The sequence below is a fragment of the Streptomyces diversicolor genome, from assembly GCF_057537855.1.
The window spans coordinates 103,046-126,523 of sequence record NZ_BAAJXA010000028.1; the positions used below are offsets into that span (position 1 = coordinate 103,046).

Annotated in this window: 4 protein-coding genes; 2 read left to right on the forward strand and 2 right to left on the reverse strand. The window is 74.4% G+C overall.

The genetic code is table 11. The features are described 5' to 3' along the window. Positions 1 to 132: 132 nt before the first annotated feature. Together AC27LF_RS29785 and AC27LF_RS29790 are read right to left on the reverse strand one after the other, a co-directional pair. Positions 133 to 18,486, reverse strand: coding sequence for a type I polyketide synthase (locus AC27LF_RS29785; RefSeq protein ID WP_479664269.1), 18,354 nt, complete (start codon positions 18,484 to 18,486; stop codon positions 133 to 135). Between the two features lie 66 nt (positions 18,487 to 18,552). Beyond that, on the reverse strand, positions 18,553 to 19,974 hold the full coding sequence (locus tag AC27LF_RS29790; protein WP_479664268.1) for an acyl-CoA carboxylase subunit beta: 1,422 nt from the start codon (positions 19,972 to 19,974) through the stop codon (positions 18,553 to 18,555). Positions 19,975 to 20,524: 550 nt separating this feature from the next. Between AC27LF_RS29790 and AC27LF_RS29795 the strand changes: the two genes are divergently transcribed. Together AC27LF_RS29795 and AC27LF_RS29800 are read left to right on the forward strand one after the other, a co-directional pair. Continuing rightward, a complete protein-coding gene (locus AC27LF_RS29795; protein WP_479664267.1) occupies positions 20,525 to 22,534 on the forward strand; it encodes a helix-turn-helix transcriptional regulator in 2,010 nt (669 codons plus the stop codon). A 170-nt stretch (positions 22,535 to 22,704) separates the two neighbouring features. Further along, positions 22,705 to 23,478, forward strand: a 774-nt coding sequence (locus tag AC27LF_RS29800) for a beta-ketoacyl synthase N-terminal-like domain-containing protein (protein ID WP_479664266.1), incomplete at its 3' end; no start/stop codon positions are given.

Consider the following 23,478-nt stretch of genomic DNA (forward strand, 5'->3'; position numbering starts at 1 on the left):
AGTCGAGGGGAGGGCGGCTGTCCTGTGCCGCGCCGGGCGGCCCCGGGGGTCCGGGGCCGCCGGAGGGGGGCCGCAGCGGACGGGGCCGTTCTGCCACCGGGAGATCCTCCCGGCGGCAGCGACCCGTCCGGGTCACCTGGGTGCGGTGGTCCGGTCGGCGGTACGTTCCTCGTGGGACGTCCGCCCCGCTGCGGGGTCTTGGGGTGCGCTGCTCGGGTGCCCTCCGCCGAGCGCCATACGGATCAGGTCCGCCGAGTCCATCGTGTCGATGGAGTCCGCTGCCTCCTCGACGTCCGGCGCCACGGTGTCTCCGGGCTTCGCCGCGGTGAGCCGCAGCAGGCCGTCGAGCAGGCCGGCGTCGCGCAGCGCGGCGACCGGGACCGACAGCAGTGCCGCACGGACGGCCTCGTCCGAGATCTCCTCCTGTGTGGTTTCCGGGCCGGCGTCGTCCGGTCCCAGCAGATCGTGCAGGTGCTGGGCCAGTGCCGCCGGGGTGGGGTGGTCGAAGACCAGCGTGGCCGGCAGCGAAAGACCGGTCGCGCCCGCCAGACGATTGCGCAGCTCGACGGTCATCAACGAGTCGAAGCCCAGCTCCTTCAACGGGCGGCGCTCTTCCACACCCTGCGCGGCGCAGTCGGCGACCGTGGCCACGTGCCCGGTGACCAGGGCGAGCAGCCGGCGCTTGAGCTCCGTCGAGCCGAGCCCGCGCAGGTCGTCGGCGGCGGCCCGGGTGGCCGCCGCGGCTCCCGTTGCGCCCGCGGCGGACCGGGCGCCGTCGCGCACCAGGGTCTTCAGCACCGCGGGTACCGCCGCCGGATCGGCCACCGCGGACGGGTCGAGCCAGGCCGGCAGCAGCGCGGGGACGCCGGAGGCGAGCGCGGCGTCGTACAGGGTCAGCGCCAGCCGGGTCGGCAGCGGCCGCATACCGCCGCGGGCCATGCGGCCGCGGTCGGTGTCGTCCAGATGCCCGGTGACACCGCTGGGCTGCTCCCACAGGCCCCAGGCCAGTGAGGTGGCGGGCAGCCCGAGCCGGGCCCGGTGGGCGGCGAGCCCGTCCAGGTACGCGTTGGCGGCCGAGTAATTCGCCTGCCCGGCGCTGCCGAGGACCCCGGCGGCGCCGGAGAACAGCACGAAGGCGGACAGGTCGAGACCCGCGGTGAGTTCGTGCAGGTGCCAGGCCGCGTCGGCCTTGGGCCGCAGCACGGCCCGCAGCCGCTCGGGCGTTTGATCGGCCAGCACCGCGTCGTCGATGATCCCGGCCGCGTGCACGACGCCGGTCAGCGGGTGTGCGGCCGGTACCGAGGCCAGCAACTCGGCCAGCGCGTCGCGGTCGGCGGTGTCACAGGCGGCGACCGTCACCTCGGTGCCCAGCGCGGCGAGTGCGTCGCGCAGTTCGTCGCCGATCACGCCCCGCCGCCCGGCCAGCAGCAGATGGCGCACGCCGTGCCGCTCGGCCAGATGCCGGGCGAGCAGGCCGCCGAGCGTGCCGGTGCCGCCGGTGACGAGCACCGTGCCGTCCGGGTCGAACGGGCGCACCGTGCGCTGCGCGGGAGCGTCGGGCAGCCGCGCGAGGCGGGGCAGATGGAACTGGCCGCCCCGCAGCGCCAGTTGGGGCTCTCCGGTGGCCAGCGCCGCGGCCAGCAGCGCGTCGGCGGGCTCCTCGTCGGCGTCGATCAGGGTGAACCGGCCGGGATCCTCGGCCTGGGCGGCCCGCACCAGGCCCCAGACCGCCGCGTGCGCCGGTGCGGGCGGCACCGGGTCCGACGGCAGCGTGACGCCGCCACGGGTGAGCACCACGAGCCGGGCCTGCGCCGGTTCCGGTGCAGCCTGCCAGCGCTGGATCAGCCCCAGTATTCGGGCGGTGTGCGCGTGCACGGACGCCGGGTCCGCGGACGCGGGGTGCGCGTCGCCGGAGTCGGGAACCCGCGCAATGACGACCTCCGGCGGGGTGGACACGGAGGCCGCGGCGAGGTCGTCCAGACCCTCGTACCCGGCGCCGAGCCGGACCGTCCGGGGCATGGCGTCATGCTCGGGCGGCGTGATCCGGTCCCACGTCAGATGGAACAGCGATTCGTGCCGCGGGGTCGTCAGCGAACCGCGCAGTTGGTCACGGGAGATCGGCATGGTGACGAACGAGCCGATCTCGGCCACGATCCGCCCGGACTCGTCGGCCAGCGTCAGCTCGGCGCCGCCGTCGGCGGCGGCGACCATGCGGACACGCACCACCCGGGCCCCCCGGCCGTGGATGCGCACCCGCCGCCAGGCGAACGGAATACGCGGCCGCTCGGTCGGCAGGCCGGCGTCCTCGATCGGCGGGAGCAGCCCGTCCGGGGTGCCGTCAAGGCCGAGGGCATGCAGCGAGGCGTCCAGCAGCGCCGGATGCAGGTCGTACCCGGCCGCGTCGGTGTGTTCGGGAAAGCGCAGCTCGGCGAGGACACTGTCGCCTGAGCGCCACGCCCCGCGCAGCGACTGGAACGCCGGGCCCCAGCGGAAGAACCCGTGTTCCTCGAACCGCCGGTAGAACGTCGCCGTGTCGAGCCGTTCGGCGTCCCGCGGCGGCCAGACGCACAGCGTGTCCGGCGCAGCCGCGTCGAGCGGGGCACCGTCGGCCACGACGGCCCGGGCCAGGCCGGTCCAGCCGGAGCGTGCGCCGTCCGCCCGGCAGCGCAGCGTGACCTGCCGCTGACCGTCCTCGTCGGGCGCGGCAAGGCGCAGTTGCAGTTCGGTGACCCGGTTGAGCGGGAGCACCAGCGGCGCCTCGTGGTTGAGTTCCACGATCTCGGGGCAGCCCTGCTCGCGTGCCGCCCAGGCGATCAGCTCGACCCAGGTCGCCCCGGCGATGACCGTGGTGCCGAACACGTCGTGGTCGTCGGTCCACGGATGGGCGCGCCGCGACACCCGTCCCGTGTAGAGCACACTGCCGTCGTCCAGCTCCACCAGCTCCCGCAGCAGCGGATGCCCGACCGCAGCGGGCGACTCACCGGCGGCGCCGGACGTCCGGCCGCTGGGCAGCCAGTACGTGCGGCGCTGGAACGGGTAGGTGGGCAGCCGGAGGGGCGCCGCAGGCGGCAGGGCCGCGTCCCAGTCGACGGGCGTGCCGTGGTCGTGCGCGGTCGCCAGCGCCGTCATGACCGTGGCGGGCTCGGGGCGCCCGGCGCGCAGCAGCGGTACGACGGCGTCGACGCCCGCCACCAGGGCCGAGAGCACGGCGTCGGGACCGGCCTCCAGGAAGACGGTCACGCCGAGTTCGCGCAGCCGGGCGACACCGTCGTGGAAACGCACCGTCTCGCGCAGCTGCCGCACCCAGTACCCGGGGTCGGCCAGCTCGGCGGCGGTGGCCTCGCGGCCGGTCAGGTCGGAGACGATCGGGATGGCCGACTCGTGGTAGGTGACCTCCTCGGCGACCCGGCGGAACTCGTCGAGCATCGGGTCCATGTGATGCGAGTGGAACGCGTGGCTGACCGCCAGCCTGCGGGTCTTGCGGCCCCGTTCGCGCCAGCGGTCGGCCAGCGACAGGACCGCCGGGGCGTCGCCGGAGACCACCACCGAGCCGGGGCCGTTGACCGCGGCGATGCCGACGCCCGGCGGCAGCTCCGGCCGGACCTCCTCCTCGGCCGCGGCCAGCGCGACCATCGCACCCGACTGCGGGAGCGCCTGCATGAGCCGCGCCCTGGCGGTGATCAACCGGGCGGCGTCGGGCAGGGTCAGCACACCCGCGACATGGGCCGCCGTCAGTTCCCCGAGGGAGTGGCCGATCAGCAGGCTCGGTTTGACGCCCCAGCTCTCCAGCAGCCGGTACAGCGCCGTCTCCACCGCGAACAGCGCGGGCTGGGTGAACTCGGTCCGATCGAGCTGCTCCCCGCCGTCTTCGACGATCTTCCGCAGCCGGGGGTCGAGATGGGCCAAGACCTCGTCGTAGGCGGCCGCGAAGGCAGGGTACGACGCGTACAGCTCGCGGCCCATCCCGGCCCGCTGCGCACCCTGGCCCGGGAACATCACGGCAGTGCGCCCGTCGCCGCGCCGTACGGCGGCGGGCGGTCCGTCGAGGCGGTGCGCCAGTTCGTCGCGGGTGGCGCCGACCACCGAGGCCCGGTGCTCGAAGTGCGTCCGGGTGGTGCCAAGGGCGCGGGCGACCTGGGCGGGGGTGGCCTCGGGACGCTCGTCGAGGAACGCGCGCAGCCGGCGGACCCGCTCTCGCAGCGCGGGCACGGTGCGCGCGCTGAGCAGCCACGGCACGGGAGCGGGCGGGACGGCGGGCCCGGCCGGGGGCTCGCCGGCGGGTTCTGCCGTGGACTCGTCGGCGACCGGCGGGGCCTGCTCGATGATCAGATGCGCGTTGGTGCCGCTGATGCCGAACGATGAGACGGCCGCGCGGCGGGGCTCGCCGGTGTCGGGCCAGGCGGTCGCCGAGGTGAGCAGCGCGACGTGGCCCGTGTCCCAGTCGACGCGTCGCGACGGGTCGGCGGCGTGCAGGGTGCGGGGGAGTTCGCCACGGCCCATCGCCATGATCATCTTGATGGTTCCGGCGACACCGGCCGCGGCCTGCGTGTGCCCGATGTTCGACTTGATCGTGCCCAGGTGGAGGGGCCGCTCGGCGGTGTGCTCCCGCCCGTAGGTGGCGAGCAGCGCGTGTGCCTCGATGGGGTCGCCGAGCCGGGTGCCGGTGCCGTGTGCCTCGACGGCGTCGATCTGGCCGGGGCGCAGCCCCGCGGTGGCGAGGGCCTGGCGGATGACGCGTTCCTGGGCCGGGCCGTTGGGGGCGGTCAGCCCGTTGGAGGCGCCGTCCTGGTTGACCGCGGTGGCCCGGACGATCGCCAGCGGCCGGTGACCGAGCCGGCGCGCGTCCGACAGCCGTTCCAGCACCAGCAGTCCGGCGCCCTCGCTCCAGCCGGTGCCGTCGGCGTCGTCCGAGAACGCCTTGCAGCGCCCGTCGGGGGCGAGCCCGCGCTGGCGGCTGAACTCCAGGAACACCGCCGGTCCGGACATCACGGTGACGCCGCCGGCCAGCGCCAGATCGCACTCGCCGGTGCGCAGCGCCTGCGCCGCCAGATGGGTGGCGACCAGCGACGACGAGCACGCGGTGTCGACCGTGACGGCGGGGCCGTGCAGGCCCAGCGTGAAGGCGATGCGGCCGGAGGCGACACTGGTCGCGCCGCCGGTCGCCAGATGCCCGCGCACGTCGTCCGGGCCGTGGCCGGCTCCGCCGCCGTACTCCTGTGCCGAAACGCCCGCGTACACACCGGTGTTGCTGCCGCGCAGCCGGGCGGGGTCGATGCCGGCGTACTCGAACGCCTCCCAGGCGGTCTCCAGCAGGAGCCGCTGCTGCGGGTCCATGGCCAGCGCCTCACGGGGGCTGATCCCGAAGAACTCCGCGTCGAACTCACCGGCGTCGTAGAGGAATCCGCCCCGGTCGCTGTAGGTGGTGCCCGGGTGGTCGGGGTCGGGGTGGTAGAGGGTGTCGACGTCCCAGCCCCGGTCGGTGGGGAAAGCACCGATGGCGTCGACGCCGTCGCTGACGAGCCGCCACAACTGCTCGGGCGAGCGTACGCCGCCGGGGAAGCGGCACGCCATGCCGACCACCACGACGGGGTCGTCGGCAGCCGTGGCGATGGTCGCCTCCGGTGTCGCGGAGCCCGGGACCGTGGCGTCCGGGGCCGGCGTGCCGGCGATCAGCGTGTCGAGCCGGGCGGCCAGGTCGGCCGGGCTCGGGTAGTCGAAGACCAGCGTGCTGGGCAGTTCAATGCCGAGCGACGCGGCGAGCCGGTTGCGCAGCTCGACGGTCATCAGCGAGTCGAACCCCAGCGCTCTGAACGGCCGGCGGGTGTCGGGATCGGCGGCGCGGCCGGTGATGGCCGCGGTGTGCCCGGCTACCAGCTCAAGCAGGCGGGCCGAGCGGACGACGGGCGCGAGCTCGGCGAGCCTGGCCGCCTCGTCGGCGGCGCCCTCGCCGGACCGCGCCGGGTTTCCCTTCTTGCGCGCGGCGGGCAGTTCGGCGAACAGCGGCCGGTTTCGGGCGGTGGCGAACAGGCGCAGGAAGCGGGGCCAGTCCACGTCGGCCACCGTGACCGTCGTGTCGTCCTGGTCGAGCGCCGTCTGCAGGGCGGCGATCGCGGCCCGTGGGGCCATCGCCCGCAGCCCGGTGCGCTCCACCCGGGCGAGCATGTCGGTCGCCATGCTCTGCCCGGCCCACAGCCCCCAGGCGATCGAGGTGGTGGTGGCACCCCGGGCGCGGCGCTGCTCGGCGAGCGCGTCCAGCGCGGCGTTGGCCGCGGCGTAACCGCCCTGGCCCGCGCTGCCCCAGGTGGCAGCGACGGACGAGAACAGCACGAACGCGTCCAGCGGGTCGTCGGCCAGTAGCCGGCTGAGGTGCCCGGCGGCGGTCGCCTTGCCGTTGATCTCGGCCAGTTCGGCGATCGTCGTCCCGGCGACGGGGGTGTCCTGGGGCAGGCCCGCGGCGTGCACCACGGCTCGGAGCGGCGGCCCGTCGGCGCGGATCCGGACGAGCAACTCGTCCAGCGCCACGGGGTCGGTGACGTCGCAGGCGGCGACGGTGACCGGGCAGTCCAGCTCGGCGGCGAGCGCGGCGGCTCCGGGGGCGGCGGCGCCCCGCCGGCTCACCAGCACCAGCCGCTCGGCACCGTTCGCGGCCAGCCAGCGGGCGACATGGGCGCCCAGGCCGCCGGTGCCGCCGGTGACCAGCACCGTGCCGCGGGGGCGCCAGGGGCTGTCTCGGCCGGGGCGTGCCGCCGCCGGCGCGGGTACCAGACGGCGGGTGAACAGGCCGGTGGGACGCACCGCCAGCTGGTCCTCGCCGCCGGGTCCGGACAGGGCCAGCCGCAGCCGGTCGCGCAGCTCCTCGCTGGGCGGGGCGGCGGGCAGGTCGACGAGGCCGCCCCACAGGCGCGGGTGTTCCAGCCCGGCCGACCGGGCCAGGCCCCAGCACTGGGCAGCCGCCGTGTCGGTGACCGGGTCGTCGGCGCCGACGCTCACCGCGCCCGAGGTGAGTGTCCACATCGGTGCGTGCAGACCGGTGTCGGCCAGCGCCTGGGTCAGTACGAGCGTGGCGGCCAGTGCCCAGGGCAGGTCCGGGTGGCCGGGATACCCAGCCCGCGACATCGGCAGCAGGGACAGCACCGCGCTCGGCGCGGCGACGCGCAGCCGCTCGGCGAGCTGTTCGCGGTCCAACTCGCCGGCCAGGGGCAGCAGTTCCACGGTGGCGTGCTCGGCCAGCAGCGCGGCCACCGCGTCCGGCCACGCCGCGTCCGGCTCGCCGTCGGCGACCACCACCACCCAGGTTCCGGACGGAGCCTCGGCCGATGCCGATGCCGATGCCGATGCCGATGCCGATGCCGATGCCGATGCCGGTGCCGGGTCCGGTGCCGGGTCCGCGGTCATCGGACGCCAGGTCACGCGGTGGCGCCAGCCGTCGGCCCGCGAGCCGCGCCGGCTACGCTCCCGCCAGGCGGACAGCCGGGGCAGCACGGTGGCCAGCGCGTGGGCCTCGTCCTCGTCGGCCCGCAGGGTGTCGGCCAGCGCCCGGACGTCGCCGTCGTCCACCGCGGTCCAGAACCCGGCGTCCTCCGCCGTGGCCCGCTCCGGGCGGCTGGTCAGCCAGTACCGCTCGCGCTGGAACGGATAGGCGGGCAGTGTGATCGGGGGCGCCGGGGGCAGCACGGTGTCCCAGTCGACGGGCACGCCGTGGGTGTGCGCGGCGGCGAGCGCGGCCGTGAGGCTCTCGGGCTCCGGCCGGTCGGTGCGCAGCAGCGGCACGGCCACGCCGGGGGCGAGCACGTGGGGGCTCAGTGCCGGCGTCGGACCCAGCTCAAGGAAGACCTCGGTGCCCAGCTCGGTCAGCGCGGCGAGGCCGTCCCGGAAACGGACCAGCCGGCGCAGCGCCTGTACCCAGTGCTCGGGGTCGCACAGTCGCTCCGCCGCGGCGGGGCGGCCGGTGAGGTCCGAGACGATGGGGATGTTCGGCTCGTGGTAGGTCAGGCGTCGGGCGACCGCCCGGAATTCGTCCAGGACCGGGTCCATGTGGTGCGAGTGGAAGGCGTGGCTGACGTCCAGGGCGCGGGTGCGGCGGCCGCGCTCGCGCCACCGGGCGGACAGCGCGGCGACCGCGTTCGGGTCGCCGGAGACCACCACCGTGCCGGGGGCGTTGAGCGCCGCCACGGTGACGCCGTCGGGCAGTGCCGCGGCGATCTCGTCCTCGGTGCCCTCCAGGGCGGCCATGGCTCCGGCGGGCAGCTCGTCCATGAGCCGGGCCCGTGCCGTGATCAGTGTCGCGGCGTCGGCCAGGTCGAGTACCCCGGCCACGTGCGCGGCGGTGATCCCGCCGATCGAGTGGCCGAGCAGATGGGCGGGGCGCACGCCCCAGTGCTCCAGCAGTCGGAACAGGGCCGTCTCCACGGCGAACAGCGCGGGCTGGGTCCACCGGGTGCGCGTCAGCGCGGCCCCGTCGCCCCACATGATCTCGCGCAGCCCCGGTTCGAGGTGCGCCAGTGCGGCGTCCAGCGCCTCGGCGAACACCGGGTACACGTCGGCCAGTTCGCGGCCCATGCCGGCCCGCTGGGCGCCCTGTCCGCTGAACAGGAACGCGACACCGCCGGTAGTGGCGGTGACGGCGTCCCGTGGATCGTCGAGACGGCGGCGCAGCTCCTCTGCCGTGGTGCCCACCACATACGCGCGGTGCTCCAACTGGGAGCGTCCGACAGCCAGTTCACGGGCCACCGCGACCGGGGAGAGCCCGGGGGTGCCGTCGACCAGCTCGCGCAGCTGCCGGATCCGGGCGCGCAGGGCCGGCTCGCCGCGCGCGCTGATCAGCCACGGCACCGGCATCACCCCCGAGGCGGGGGCGGGCCCGGGTTCGGCGCCGGCGGGCCCGGCGTGCTCCGGCGGCTGCTCCAGGATCACGTGCGCGTTGGTGCCGCTGATGCCGAAGGAGCTGACCGCGGCTCGCCGCGGCTCGCCGGTGTGCGGCCACGGCGCGGGCTCGTCGAGCAGCCGTACCCGCCCCTGGGGCCAGTCGACGTGCCGGGACGGGTTCGCGGCGTGCAGCGTGCGGGGCAGGGTGCCCGCGCCGATCGACAGGATCATCTTGATGACGCCGGCGACGCCCGCGGCGGCCTGAGTGTGCCCGATGTTGGACTTGACCGAGCCGAGGAGCAGCGGCCTGTGGCGGTCCCGCCCGTAGGTGGCGAGCAGCGCGTGTGCCTCGATGGGGTCGCCGAGCCGGGTGCCGGTGCCGTGTGCCTCGACGGCGTCGATCTGGCCGGGGCGCAGCCCGGCGGTGGCGAGGGCCTGGCGGATGACGCGTTCCTGGGCCGGGCCGTTGGGGGCGGTCAGCCCGTTGGAGGCGCCGTCCTGGTTGACCGCCGAACCGCGCAGCACCGCGAGCACCCGGTGTCCCGCGCGCCGTGCGTCGCTCAGTCGCTCCAGGACGACCAGGCCCGCGCCCTCGGAGAAGCCCGTACCGTCGGCGTCGTCCGAGAACGCCTTGCAGCGCCCGTCCGGAGACAGTCCGCGCTGCCGGGCGAACTCGGTCAGCGTGAACGGGGTGGCCATCACGGTGACGCCGCCGGCCAGCGCGAGATCGCACTCGCCCGCGCGCAGCGCCTGCGCGGCCATGTGCAGAGCCACCAGGGACGACGAGCACGCCGTGTCGACGGTGATGGCCGGGCCCTCGAAGCCCATCGCGTACGACACCCGCCCGGAGGCGAGACTCGATGTCTGACCGGTCAGCAGATAGCCCTCGGTCTCCTCGTCGCCGTCGTGGCGGTCGGTGCCGTACTCCTGGGCGACCACGCCCGTGTACACGCCGGTGTTGCTGCCGCGCAGCCGGGTCGGGTCGATACCCGCCTGCTCGAACGCCTCCCACGTCGTCTCCAGGAGGAGCCGCTGCTGCGGGTCCATGGCCAGCGCCTCGCGGGGGCTGATGCCGAAGAACTCGGGGTCGAACTCGGCGGCGTCGTACAGGAATCCGCCGGCCGCCGCGTACGTGGTGCCCGGCCGACCTGTGGGGTCGAGCAGCGCGGCCAGGTCCCAGCCACGGTCGGCGGGCAGCGGGCCGATGGCGTCCACCCCGTCGCTGACGAGCCGCCACAGGTCCTCCGGCGAGCGCACCCCGCCGGGGAAGCGGCACGCCATGCCGACCACCACGATCGGGTCGTCGCCGGTGTCACGCGCCACCGCGGGCCCGGACGCCGCGGACTGCTCGCCCGCCACCAGGGACAGCAGATGATCGGCGAGCGCCGTGACGGTCGGATGGTCGAACACGACGGCGGCCGACAGCGACAGACCGGTGCCGGCGGCGAGCCGGTTGCGCAGCTCGACCGAGGTGAGCGAGTCGAAGCCGAGGTCGCGGAAGGTCCGGTCCGCGCCGACGGACTCCGGCGTGTGCCCCAGGACCGCTGCGGCGTGCGTCCGGACCTGCCGCTGCGCGGCGGCGCGCCGCTCCGCGTCGTCGAGGCCGGCCAGCTCCCGGACCCAGCCGGAGGCACCCCGGGCGGAGTGCCGGTCGACCGTGGCGGGCAGCAGCCGTCGGAACAGCGGATCGGGGGTGTCCAGGGCGCGCAGCGCGGCACGGTCCAGCCGGGCGGCCACCAGCTGCGGCGCCGGGCAGCGCAGCGCGGCGTCCAGCAGGGACAGCCCGTCGGCGGCGCTCATCGGCCGCAGCCCGGTGCGCCGCAGCCGGTCCAGGTCGCCCCCGCTCAGAGCACCGGTCATACCGCTCGCCGTGGCCCACAGCCCCCAGTCCAGTGCGGTCGCGGGCAGTCCGAGGCCGTGCCGGTGCTGGGCCAGCGCGTCCAAGAAGGCGTTGGCAGCGGCGTAGTTGGCCTGCCCTGCGGTGCCGAGCACCCCGGCGGCCGAGGAGAACAGCACGAAGGCGGCCAGGTCCTGGTCGCGGGTCAGCTCGTGCAGATGCCAGGCGGCGTCCGCCTTCGGGCGCAGCACGGCGTGCAGCTGCTCGTCGGTCAGGCCGCCGATCGTGGCGTCCGCCAGCACGCCGGCGGCATGCACCACGGCGGTCAGCGGATGGCCGGGATCGACTCCGGACAGCAACTCGGCCAGGGCATCGCGATCGGCGGTGTCGCACGCCGCGATGGCGACGGTGGCGCCCAGCGCGGTCAGTTCGGCGCGCAGCTCGACCGCGCCGTCGGCGGCTGGCCCGCGCCGGCCGGCCAGCAGCAGATGGCGGGCACCGTGCGCGGTGACCAGATGCCGGGCCACCAGAGCCCCGAGCGTGCCGGTGCCGCCGGTGATCAGCACCGTGCCGTCGGGGTCGAGCGGCGGCGGCAGGGTCAGTACGATCTTGCCGACGTGCCGGGCCTGCTGGAGATGGCGGAACGCGTCCGGGGCCTCGCGCATGTCCCAGGTGGTCAACGGCGGCTCGGGGCAGGTGCCGTCGGCCAGCAGTCGCAGGACGGTGGTGAGCATCGCGTGCAGCCGCTCGGCCGGCGGCTCTGCCAGCAGGTCGTACGGCCGGTAGACGACATCCGGCAGGGTGGCCGGGTCACGCGGATCGGTCTTGCCCAGCTCCAGCAGATGACCGCCGGGCCGCAGCACGCCGATCGAGGCGTCGAGCAGCTCGCCGGTCAGCGAGTTGAGGACCACGTCGAAGCCGTCGCCGAACGCGTCCGCGAAACCCGTGTCGCGCGAGCTTGCGATGTGTGAGTCCGGGTAACCCAGCGCGCGCAGCGTGTCCCACTTGCCGGGGTGTGCGGTGGCGTACACGTCTGCGCCGAGGTACCGGGCGATGTGGCCGGCCGCCACGCCGACACCGCCGGCCGCCGCGTGCACCAGCACCTTCTGGCCGGGGCGCACGTCGGCCAGTTCCACCAGACCGTAGTAGGCGGTCAGATACGCCACGGGCACCGCGGCGGCGCGCGCGTACGTCCAGCCGTCGGGGATCCGGGCCAGCTTGCGGTGGTCGGTGACGGCCCGGGGGCCGAACCCGTCGGTCAGGAAGCCGGTGACGCGGTCGCCCGGCGCCAGGCCGGTGACCCCTGACCCGGTGGCCAGCACCACGCCCGCTCCCTCGGTGCCGAGCGCGGCGTCCCCGGGATACAGCCCGAGGGTGATGAGCACGTCCCGGAAGTTCAGGCCGGCCGCCCGGACGCCCACCAGCACCTCGTGCTCGCCGAGTTCGCCGTGCGCCGCCTCCGCCCGGACCACGCCGAGCCCGTCGATGGTGCCGGGAGCCGTGACGTCCAGCCGCCAGTCGTCGGAGCGTGGCAGCAATCCCTCGGCCGCGGCCGGGACGAGCCGGGGCACCAGCATGGCACCGTCGCGGACGCACACCTGCGGTTCGCCCGCCGGGACCGTTGCCGGGTCGAGGCTGCCGTCCGTGTCGATGAGCGTGAACCGCCCCGGGTGCTCCGACTGCGCACCGCGCAGCAGACCCCAAACCGCGGCCTGTGCCGGATCGGTGTCCTCGCCCGGCCGGGCCGCCACGGCGCCACGCGTGGTGACGACGACCGGTCCGGCCCCGTCCAGCACGTCCCGCACCCGGTGGAGGACTTGCTCGGCGACCTGGTGCGCGGCGCTCGCCGGGTCGACGCCGACCGGGGTGTCCGGCGGGGCGAGCACGGTGACGCCGTCCGGTGCCGCGGGCGCGCCCGTGGTCTGCCGCCAGGCGATCCGGAACAGGCCGTCGGCGCCGGTGGGAGCCTGCCCGGCGGTGACGGTGCGCAGCGTCAGCGCCGCCACGCTCAGCACGGGCGCTCCGTCGGCGTCCGCCGCCCACAGCCGCACCGGTCCGTCCCCGGAACGCTCCAGGCAGACCCGCAGCATCGTCGCGCCGGTGGCATGCAGCCGCACCCCGCTCAGCGTGAACGGCAACTGAAGGCGGGTGGCGCCGACCAGCAGCGGATGCAGCGCCGCGTCGAGCAGCGCCGGGTGCAGATGGAAGCCGTCGGTGGCGACCTGGTCCGGCAGCAGCACCTCGGCCCAGATCCGGTCCCCACGCCGCCACATGGCGCGCAGCCCCTGGAAGGCGTCGCCGTACGCGTAGCCCGCCTCGGCCAGCCGCGCGTACACCCTCGAAAGGTCGACCCGCTCGGCGTCGGCGGGCGGCACGGGGTCGGCTCCCACGCCGGGCGCCGCGTCGGGCGCGGCGGTCGCCGAGCGTGCCAGCGTGCCGCTCGCATGCCGGATCCACGGCTCGTCGTCCGAGCGCCGTGCGTGCACGGTCAGCGGGCGTCGTCCGTCGTCAACCGCCGAGTCCACGACGATCTGGATCCGGGAGGGCGCGGCGTCCTCGGCGAGCGGCAGCGGCACCTCAAGCACCAGCTCCTCGATGAGATCGCAGCCGACGCCGTCGCCGGCCTGGGCGGCCAGTTCGAGCAGCGCCGTGCCGGGCAGCAGCACGCCGCCGCCCACGGCGTGCCCGGCCAGCCACGGGTGGGCGGCAAGCGACACCGTCCCGGTGAGCACCGAGCGGTCGCCGTCGGCCAGCGTCATCCGGCCCTCCAGCAGAGGGTGGTCGACGCAGACCGCGCCGGAGACGGCACCACCGCGGACGTGGCCGTCACCCGGCGCCAGCCAGTACCGCTCACGCTGGAACGGGTAGGTGGGCAGCACGGACACATCGCCGCGCTCGCCGGGGAACACGGCGTCCCAGTCGGGATCGGCGCCGTGCGTCCACGCGTCGGCCAGCGCCGTCATGAACTGGGCCGGGCCGCCCGCGCCGCGGCGCAGCGTGCCGAGCGCCGCTCCGCTCACTCCGGTCGTCGTCAGGTTCTCCTGGATCGCCACCGTCAGCACGGGGTGCGCGCCGACATCGACGAACAGACGGTGGCCGTCCGCGATCAGAGCCCGCTGCGCGTCGGCGAACCGGACCGGGGCGCACAGATTGCGCAGCCAGTACGCGCCGTCCATCGTGGCGGTGTCGAGCCGGGCGCCGGTGACCGTGGAGTACAGCGGCACCTCGCCGGAGCGCGGGCGGATGCCGTCGATCCGCGGCAGCAGCCGGTCGCCGAGCTCGGCCATGGCCGAGCTGTGCGAGGCGTAGTCGATGTCGACCCGGCGGGCGCGCACGCCCTGCGCACGGCACAGGTCGAGCAATGCGTCGAGGCTGGCCGCGGCACCGGCCAGCACGGTCAGCGTCGGCGCGTTCAGCCCCGCGACCTCCAGCCGGCCCCCGAACCGCGCGCGCAGTTCCGCCACCCGCTCGGCGTCGGCCTGCACGGAGACCAGGCCGCCGGTGCCGGCCACCTCCATCAGCACCGAGGCGCGCAGCGCCACCACACGGGCCGCGTCGTCGAGTGACAGCGCGCCGGCCACACAGGCGGCGGCGATCTCGCCCTGTGAGTGCCCGATCACCGCGCCCGGTGTCACACCGTAGGAGTGCCATACGGCCGCCAGCGCCACCATGACCGCGAACAGGGCCGGCTGCGCCACGTCGGTTCGGCGCAGCAGGGCCGCCGCCTCCTCCGTGTCCGCCAGCACCTGGTCCATGGTCCAGTCGACATACGGTGCGAGGGCCGCCTCGCACTCGGCCAGCCGCTCGCGGAACACCGGCGAGGCGTCGCGCAGTTCGCGCCCCATGCCGGCCCACTGCCCGCCCTGGCCCGGGAAGACGAACACCGGCCGGCCGGTGACCACCTCACCGGTCCTGGCCCCGGCCGCCGGGAGCCCGTCGGCCAGCGCTTCAAGACCGGCCAGCAGGTCGTCGCGGGTGGTGGCGAGCACGGCGGCCCGGTGGTCGAACGCGGTGCGCGACCGGGCCAGCGCGGCGCCGAGTGCGGCCGGCCGGGCCCGCGGGTCGGCGGCGACCGTGTCGCGCAGCCTGGCGGCCTGCTCGCGCACGGCGTCCGCGGTCAGCCCGGACAGCACCACCGGTACGGCGGTCACCGGTACGTCGGTCACGGGTGCGCCGTCGGCGGCCTGGGGCGCGGCGAGCTCGTCGGCGCCTTCGAGGATCACGTGGGCGTTGGTACCGCTGATGCCGAACGAGGAGACGCCGGTACGGCGGGGCCGGTCCAGTTCGGGCCACGGGGTGGTGGCGGTGAGCAGCGAGACGTCGCCGGACGACCAGTCGACGTGCGGGGTCGGCTCGGTGATGTGCAGGCTGCGCGGCATGACGCCGTACCGCATGGCCAGCACCGCTTTGATCACCCCGGCGATGCCGGACGCGGCCTGGGTGTGCCCGATGTTGGACTTCACCGAGCCGAGCCGGATGGGCTTGCCGTGGTCACGTCCCCGGCCGTAGGTGTCGACAAGCGCCTCGGCCTCGATCGGGTCGCCGAGCGTGGTGCCGGTGCCGTGCGCCTCGATGAGGTCGACGTCGGCGTAGCCGAGTCCGGCGGCGACGAGCGCCTGCTGGATCACCTGGCGCTGCGAGAGCCCGTTCGGCGCTGTCAGGCCGTTGGACGCCCCGTCGTGGTTGATGGCGCTGCCGCGGATGACGGCGAGTACCTCGTGGCCGTTGCGCCGGGCGTCGGAGAGCCGTTCGAGCAGCACCAGACCGGCGCCCTCGCTGAGCCCGAAGCCGTCTGTGGAGGCGGAGAACGCGCGGCACCGCCCGCCGGCGGACAGCGCGCCCTGGCGGCCCATCTCGACGATCATGCCTGGGGTGGACATCACGGTGGCACCGCCGGCCAGCGCCATGGCGCACTCGCCGGTGTGCAGGGCCCGGACCGCGAGATGCAGGGCGACGAGCGAGGAGGAACAGGCGGTGTCCACGGTGACGGTCGGACCCTGCACGCCGAAGGTGTAAGCGAGCCGCCCCGAGGCGACACTGGCGGTGTTGCCCGTCAGCACATACCCCTGTGTGTCGTTTCCGGCCTCATGCATACGCGGGCCGTAGTCCATGGCCATGGCGCCGACGAACACGCCCACGCGTTCACCGCGCAGCGCGTCGGGGACGATGCCGGCGCGCTCGAACGTCTCCCACGCGACCTCCAGCAACTGGCGCTGCTGCGGGTCCATGGCCAGCGCCTCACGCGGGGAGATCCGGAAGAACGCCGGGTCGAAGCCGGTGACGTCGAGGAACCCACCCTCGCGCTGGGCGAGTTCGCCCTCCCCGGTCCAGCGGCCCCAGCCCCGGTCGGTGGGAAACGGGCCGACGGCGTCACGCTCGCCGACGATCAGCTGCCAGAACTCCTCGGGGGTGCGCACGCCGCCCGGGAATCGGCAGGCCATCGAGACCACGGCGACGGGATCGTCGTCGGCGCCACCGGGGTGCGGGGTGCCACCTGGGTGCGCCGGTCCGGCGGTGGATGCCGGCTCGGTGGCGGATGCCGGTTCGACGCCGGGCGTCTCTTCGGCGGCGCCGGTCAGCTCGGCGCGCAGCCGGGCGACCACGGCGAGCGGAGTGGGGTGGTCGAACAGCAGGGTCACCGGCAGCCGCAGCCCGGTGGCGTCGGCGAGCCGTCGGCGCAGTTCGACCACGGTGACCGACTCGAAGCCCTGCTCCCAGAACGTCAGACCGGGCTCCGGCTCGCGGCCGCAGACCGCGGCTGCCTCCGCCCGGACCAGCGCCAGCAGTTCGGCGTCCAGGTCGTCGGGCGCCAGCGCCGCCCAGCGCGGATTCGGCCCGTCGGCCACCGCGGTGGCGGTACCCGCGGCCCGGTCGAACGGATAGCCGGGCAGCGGCACGGTGCGTGGCCGCCAGCCCGCGTACGCGGCCCGCCAGTCGACCGGCACACCGCGCACGTACAGCTCGGCGAGGACGGCGGCGACCTGATCGGCGCCCGGCGCGTCGCGGCGCAGGCCGGCCAGCGCGGTGGCGTCCACGCCGCGCTGCGCGATCACCTCTTCCATGGCGAGCGTGAGCACCGGGTGCGGACTGATCTCCAGGAACAGCCGGTGACCGGCGTCCAGGACCTCGCCCACCGCCCGGTCGAAGCGGACGCACTCGCGCAGATTGCGGTACCAGTACTCGGAGTCGAGCCGGTCGTCGGTGAGCCATACACCGTCGAGCGTGGCGAAGTACGGCACTTGCGGCAGCCGGGGACGCAGCGTGGCGAGGTCGGCCATCAGATCCTCGCGGAGCGTCTCGACCTGGACGGAGTGGCCCGCGAAGCCGACCGGGAGTTTGCGGGCGCGGACCCCTTCGGCACGCAGCCGGGTCAGCAGGTCGTCGACCGCGGTGGCCCGCCCCGAGACGGTGACCAGGGCCGGGCCGTTGATCCCGGCCAGCTCCAGATCGTCGCCGTAGTCGGCGAGCAGCGCCGTGACCCGGTCGGCCGGCAGCGGTACCGACATCATGTCGCCGTGCCCGGCGAGGGTGGCCTGTGCCTGGCTCCACAGGGTGACGATGCGGGCGGTGTCGTCCAGCGACAGCGCCCCGGTGACACAGGCGGCGGCGACCTCGCCGAGGCAGTGCCCGACCACGGCCGCCGGGCGTACCCCGAGGTCCTGCCACATGGCGGCGAGCGCCACCATGACCGCGAACAGCGTCGGCTGCACGACGTCGAGCGCGACCATGGCGGGCGCGCCCGGCGCGCCGCGCAGCACGTCTTCGATCCGCCAGGTCAGATACGGCTCAAGGGCCCGGACGCACTCGTGGAACCGGGCGGCGAACACCGGGTTGGTGTCGAGGAGTTCCACGGCCATGCCCTGCCACTGCGGGCCCTGGCCGGGGAAGACGAACACGACGCCGGGCGCCGTTTCGGCGAACCCGGTGGCGGTACCGGTGCCGTGCTCCCCGCGGGCCAGCCCGTCGAGTGCGGCGGCCCGGTCGGCGCCGAAGACAGCGGCCCGGTAGGGGAACTCCTCGCGGGTGGTCGCCAGCGACCAGCCCAGGTCGGCATCGCGTGGCGGAGATGTGGGGGTGGAGCAGGGCGTGGCCGGGCCGGCGAGCAGATCACGTAGGTCGGCCACGCGGGCGGCGAGGCCGGCCGGGGTGGGCGCGGACAGCACCCACGGCGGTGACAACGGCCCGGTGCCGGGCTCCTCCGCCGGTCTCCCGGGCGCCGCGCCGACGGCGGCCGGGAGACCGGGCCAGTACGGCGCCAGCACCGCGCGGACGTGTTCGGCGACGTCGGTGTCCGCGTCGCCGCCGTCCGCGTCGCCGGTTTCAGCGCCCCTGCCGGCTCCGGCCATGGCTCCGGTCACGGCACCGACCACGCAGCGGATCGGGTCGCCGTCGGCCAGTGCCCCGGCCAGCGGGCGCAACACCGCGATGCCGTCCGGCCCGCCGGCGAGAATCAGACCGCCGCCGTCACCGTGACCGCCGCCTTCGCCGTCACCGCCGTGATGGCCCGTGTCGTCAGAGCCGTCGTCGGCGAGACCGAACGCGCGGCGCACCTCGTCCGCGCCGTCGGCCAGCAGCAGCGTGACCGGGGTGCCGCGCAGCTGCGACGGCACGGTCCGGGCATCCTCCAGCGCCTGCCACACCCGCCGCAGCAGCCCGGGGTGTGCGATGTCGCCGTCGCCGATCCCCAGCGCCGTGAGAACGGCGGGGTCGGGGACCGGCTCCCCGTCCGCGGCCGGGAGCGCCAGACCGGTCACGGCCAGGGGTTCTGTGGACAGCAGCTGCATAGCATTCACCACGAAGTCTCTCCGGTCGTAAGGGCGCGTCACAGCGGGATGTTCACAGCGGGATGTTCACAGCGGGATGTTGCCGTGCGCTCCGCGGCGCGCGGGCAGGTCCTTGAGTGCCCGGGCGAGGCGGCGCCGGGTGTCGGCCGGTGCCACCACCTCGTCCACCGCGCCGAGCGACAGCGCCCGGCCCAGGCCGCCGGCCTTGCGCTGCTGCTCCTCTATCAAGCGCCTGCGCAGTGCGGGCAGTTCGGCGGCGTCGGCGGCGGCGAGCGTACGGCGGTGCAGCACGTTGACCGCGGCCTCGGCGCCCATCACCGCCACCTCGGCGTCCGGCCAGGCGAAGACCGCGTCGGCGCCCAGTGGGCGGGAGTTCATGGCGAGGTACGCACCGCCGTACGACTTGCGGGTGATCAGCGTGATCCGGGGGACCACCGTCTCGGAGAACGCGTGCAGCAGCTTGGCGCCGCGCCGCACGACGCCGTCCCACTCCTGGCTCACACCGGGCAGATATCCGGGCACGTCGACGACCACGAGGAGCGGCACCCCGAGGGCGTCGCAGGTGCGGACGAACCGCGCCGCCTTCTCCGCCGACAGCGAGTCGAGGCAACCCGCCTTGTACAGGGGATTGTTGGCCACGACGCCGACCGAGCGGCCGGCCAGCCGGCCGAGGCCGACCACCATGTTGCGGGCCCAACGCGGCTGAATCTGGAGGAAGGTGTCGTCGTCGAGCAGGGCGCGCACCAGCGGTACCACGTTGTAGGCGCGCCGGGGCGAGTCGGGCAGCAGGCCGGCCGGGTCGGCGCGGTCACCGAGCGCACCGGAGGCCACTGCGCCGGGCCGGGCGAAGTAGCCGGTGAGGGCGCGCGCCGTGCGGTAGGCGTCCGCCTCGGAGCCGACGGCCACATGTGCCACGCCGGAGCGCGACCCGTGGGGCTCGGGGCCGCCGAGCCCGGCCATGTCGATGGTCTCGCCGGTGACGGCACGGACCACGTCGGGTCCGGTGACAAAGACCCGGGCCGCTTCGGACATGATGACGAAGTCGGTGAGGGCGGGGCCGTACGCGGCGGCGCCGGCGGCCGGACCGACCACGACCGAGATCTGCGGCACCCGGCCGGAGGCGGTGGTCATGGCCCGGAACATGCGCCCGGCGCCGTCCATGGACTCGACACCGTCCGCGAGCCGCGCGCCGCCGCAGTGCCACACCCCGATCACGGGCCGGCCGTGCTCCACGGCGAACTCGGTGGCCTCGACGATACGGTCCGCGCCGGCCGCCCCGAGCGCCCCGCCCATGGACGTGGCATCGGTGCAGAACGCGACCACGGGCGCGCCGTCGATCAGACCCGTCACCCGGGTCACGCCGCAGCCGTCGACCGGACCGAAGGGGGCCATGGACCCGGGGTCGAGCAGCCCCGAAAGACGCAGGTCCGGGTCGCGGAAATCGGTGCTGTCCGAAGCGGGCGTGGGCGGAGCCGGGATCAGAGCCATCGCGAGTTCCTCTTCCAGGTCACCGGCGGATGGGCCGAACACACAATAAGGAGGAAGCCGGCGGGCCCGTCAGCCCCTACCGCCCCCTAATAATGCGGCTCCTGTGAACGCGGCTTTTCGAAGTCGGCAGGCGTACGGTGTCCCGTGGTGCATGCCGGCGCAGTGGGTGCCCCCGCTTTCGCATACAACCGGTGCCCCGGATTTCACGGTTTTGCAGACGTGAAGTACGGTCCATGGAGCCGGGCGGGGGATTGGCGCGCGGCCGTCCCCGGGGTCAAAAGTTCGCCAAGGATAACCTGCCAGTTACATCGGGATGAACTACGCGATTGGTGAGAGGTGAAGCAGGGGATTCACAGCCTGCGCTCCATCGCGTGCCCCATTGGCTCGACGGTTGAATAGGGGCTATTATCGACGGCCGTACGCAGTGGTCCGCGCCTCGCCTCGGGGTCCGTAGCCCGTGGTGTGAGGGATACGGGGAGATGTTGATGGATTCAAGACACTTATCCGTTTCCGTACTCTCGCTGCTTCTCATCCCCGGCCCGGACTGGTCATGCCGCTGACCAGCGCGAGCTGGCCGAGCGCACGCAAGGCGCTCACCTCCGCGTTCGGCCGCGTTCCCGACGTCGCCTTCGTGCAGGCCCTGCTCGACGCCACCGGCGGCGTCGAGCCCCTGATCCACGCGCTGGCAGAGGACTTGATGGACCTGACTTCGGGTCAGGTTGTACCCGAGGCCGGTTACGTCTCCGCCGTCCGCGCGGCGGACGGCCCCCGGCTCGCGCGCGCCGTCGCCCATGCCGCCGACCATCTCGATGACGAACTGCTCCCCGTGGCACTGCTGTTGAGCATCGCCACCGGTACGGTGCCCTACGAACGTCTCGCCGGACTCGCCCGTATCCCCCGGCCCAGGCTCGACCGCTGCGCGGCGGTCCTCGCCGAACACGGCCTCCTTGACAACGATGCCACGCCGGTGCAGTTCAGACACGCGCCGGCCCGCCGCCGGCTCGCCGCACGGCTGCTCGACCGCCTGGTCGAGCCGGCCCGCTGGTCGGCGGTGCAGATCTGGCTGCTGCACATCTTCGAAGGGGCCGCGGACACACCGCCGGAGCCACCGGACTCCTGGGTACTGGTGCGCCTGCGCGCCGCCGTACGGCGCAGGCTGGACGCCTCCTCACGGCTGCTCCTCGCCGAGCAACTGTGCTGGGTGGGCCAGGGCGGCGCGGCGTTCTCCCTACTGCGAGGCCCGCTGCCGTCCGACGCCGACGCCACCGCGTTCCGCAGCGTACGCACGCTCATCAGATGCTTGTTCCCGGGCGAGCTCGGCACACCTGCCGCCCCGACGGCCGGCACCTGGAACGGCATCGGCGACACCCCGCCGCTGACGGTCGCCACCGAGGCGCTGGCGGCGGCGCTCAACGGGATGCCCGCCTACGAGGTCGCCCCGCGCGCCGAATGGGCGCTCTCCACACTGGAGTTGGGGCCCCGTACCTTCCACGGCGCGCTGGCCGCCATCTGGGCACTGCTGCACGCCGACCGCCTGGACAGCGCCGCGACCTGGAGCCGACGGCTCGCCCAGCAGGCCCGGCGCAGCTCCGGAGCCGCCTGGCAGTCCATGTTCCTGACCATTCAGGCCACCGTGGAGCGCCAACTCGGCTCACTCAAGGCATCGGCCCGGCACAACGCGCACGCGCTGGAACTGGCCGCCGAGAAGTTCGCCACGTCGCCCTGGCGGCTGGTGATCGAGTGGAGCAGACTGGTGGCCACCCTCAGGCACGACAGTGAGGTACTCGACCGGGTGGCGGTCGAACCACCCCCCACCAGCGCACTGTGGCTCTACCACCGCTACGCCCGCGGCCAGGTGCACCTCGCCGCGGGACGCCACGACGAGGCATACGCCGACTTCATCGGCTGCGGAAGAGCGCTCAGCTCGTGGCGGATGGACAACTCGGTCGTCGTGCTCTGGCGCTCCGGCGCGGCGTACGCGCTGGCAGCCTCGGGTGACCGACCCGCGGGCCTCGCGCTGGCCCTGGAGGAGGTCCGGCTGGCCCGCGCCTGCGCCGCGCCCCGGGTGCTGGGCATCAGCCTGCGCCGCGCCGCGGCCCTCGCCGACTCCCCGTTCCGGCTCGACCTGCTGCGTGAGTCGGCGCTCGTGCACGAGAACGCGGGCGCCCGCATCGAACTCGCCTACACGCTGTGTGACACCGGCGTGGAGCAACTGCGCTGCGCCGACCGGCAACAGGGCCGCGCCACCCTGACCACCGCCCTGCGACTCGCGGAGGAATGTGCCGATACCGAACTGGAAGCGCAGATACGCGGCTACCTGGCCGAGGCCGGCCTGGGCGAGCGGACCGGACGTACCTCCGCCACCGCGCTGACCGCCAGCCAGAAACGGGTGGCGCTGCTCGCCATGGCCGGACGCAGCAACCGCGACATCGCCGGCGAGCTGTTCCTGACAATCAGCACCGTCGAGCAGCATCTCACTCAGATCTACCGCAAACTCGGGATAAGCCGCCGGACCGAACTGATCCACCTTCCCGCCGAGCTTCTGTCACCCCCGACTTAGGGGGCGCTCGCGGGATCTAAGGGTTGTCCGCCCCGCCCCCTCCCATAAAGAATCGAAGGCGAAAAACCATTGTTTGGCTCGCCGGCCGGATGAGCTCACCGTCTCATTCATCGGGCGAGGCTCAGTGTGGCGCCATTTTGGCTCGTCCGCGATCGACCGTGGGAGAGTGTGTGAGTAATTCACAGGAAGACCTCGTCAGGGCGCTCAGAGCCTCGTTGAAGGAAAATCAGCGGCTCCGTCACGAGAACGAACGGCTGATTGCCGGCTCCACGGAACCCATCGCCATCGTGGGCATGGGCTGCCGCTACCCCGGCGGCATCCGCTCGGCCGCCGACCTCTGGCGACTGGTGGCCGACGGCGGTGAGGCCCTGTCGGGCTTCCCGGTCAACCGGAACTGGCCCGAGGACCTCTACGATGCCGACCCCGACGCGGCCGGGCACACGTATGCGCGCGCGGGCAACTTCCTGCACGACGCGGACCTGTTCGACGCCGACCTCTTCGGCATCTCGCCCCGCGAGGCGACCACCATGGACCCGCAGCAGCGCATCCTGCTGGAGACGGCCTGGGAGACCTTCGAACACGCGGGGATCAACCCTCACTCACTGGCCGGCAGCGACACCGGCGTGTACGCGGGCATGATGTACCACCACTACGACAGCGCCGGAAACCTCAACCCGGCCACGCTGGACGGCTACGTCGGCATCGGCGGCGCGGCCAGTGTCGCAGCCGGACGGATCTCATACGTGTTCGGGTTGGAGGGGCCGGCGGTCTCGGTGGACACGGCGTGTTCGTCGTCGTTGGTCGCCATCCATCTGGCGGCGCAGGCGTTGCGCAACGAGGAGTGCTCGCTGGCCCTGGCGGGCGGCGTGACCGTGATGACCTACCCGTCGATCCTGGTGGAGTTCGCCCGCCAGCGGGTGCTCTCGGCCGACGGCATCTCCAAA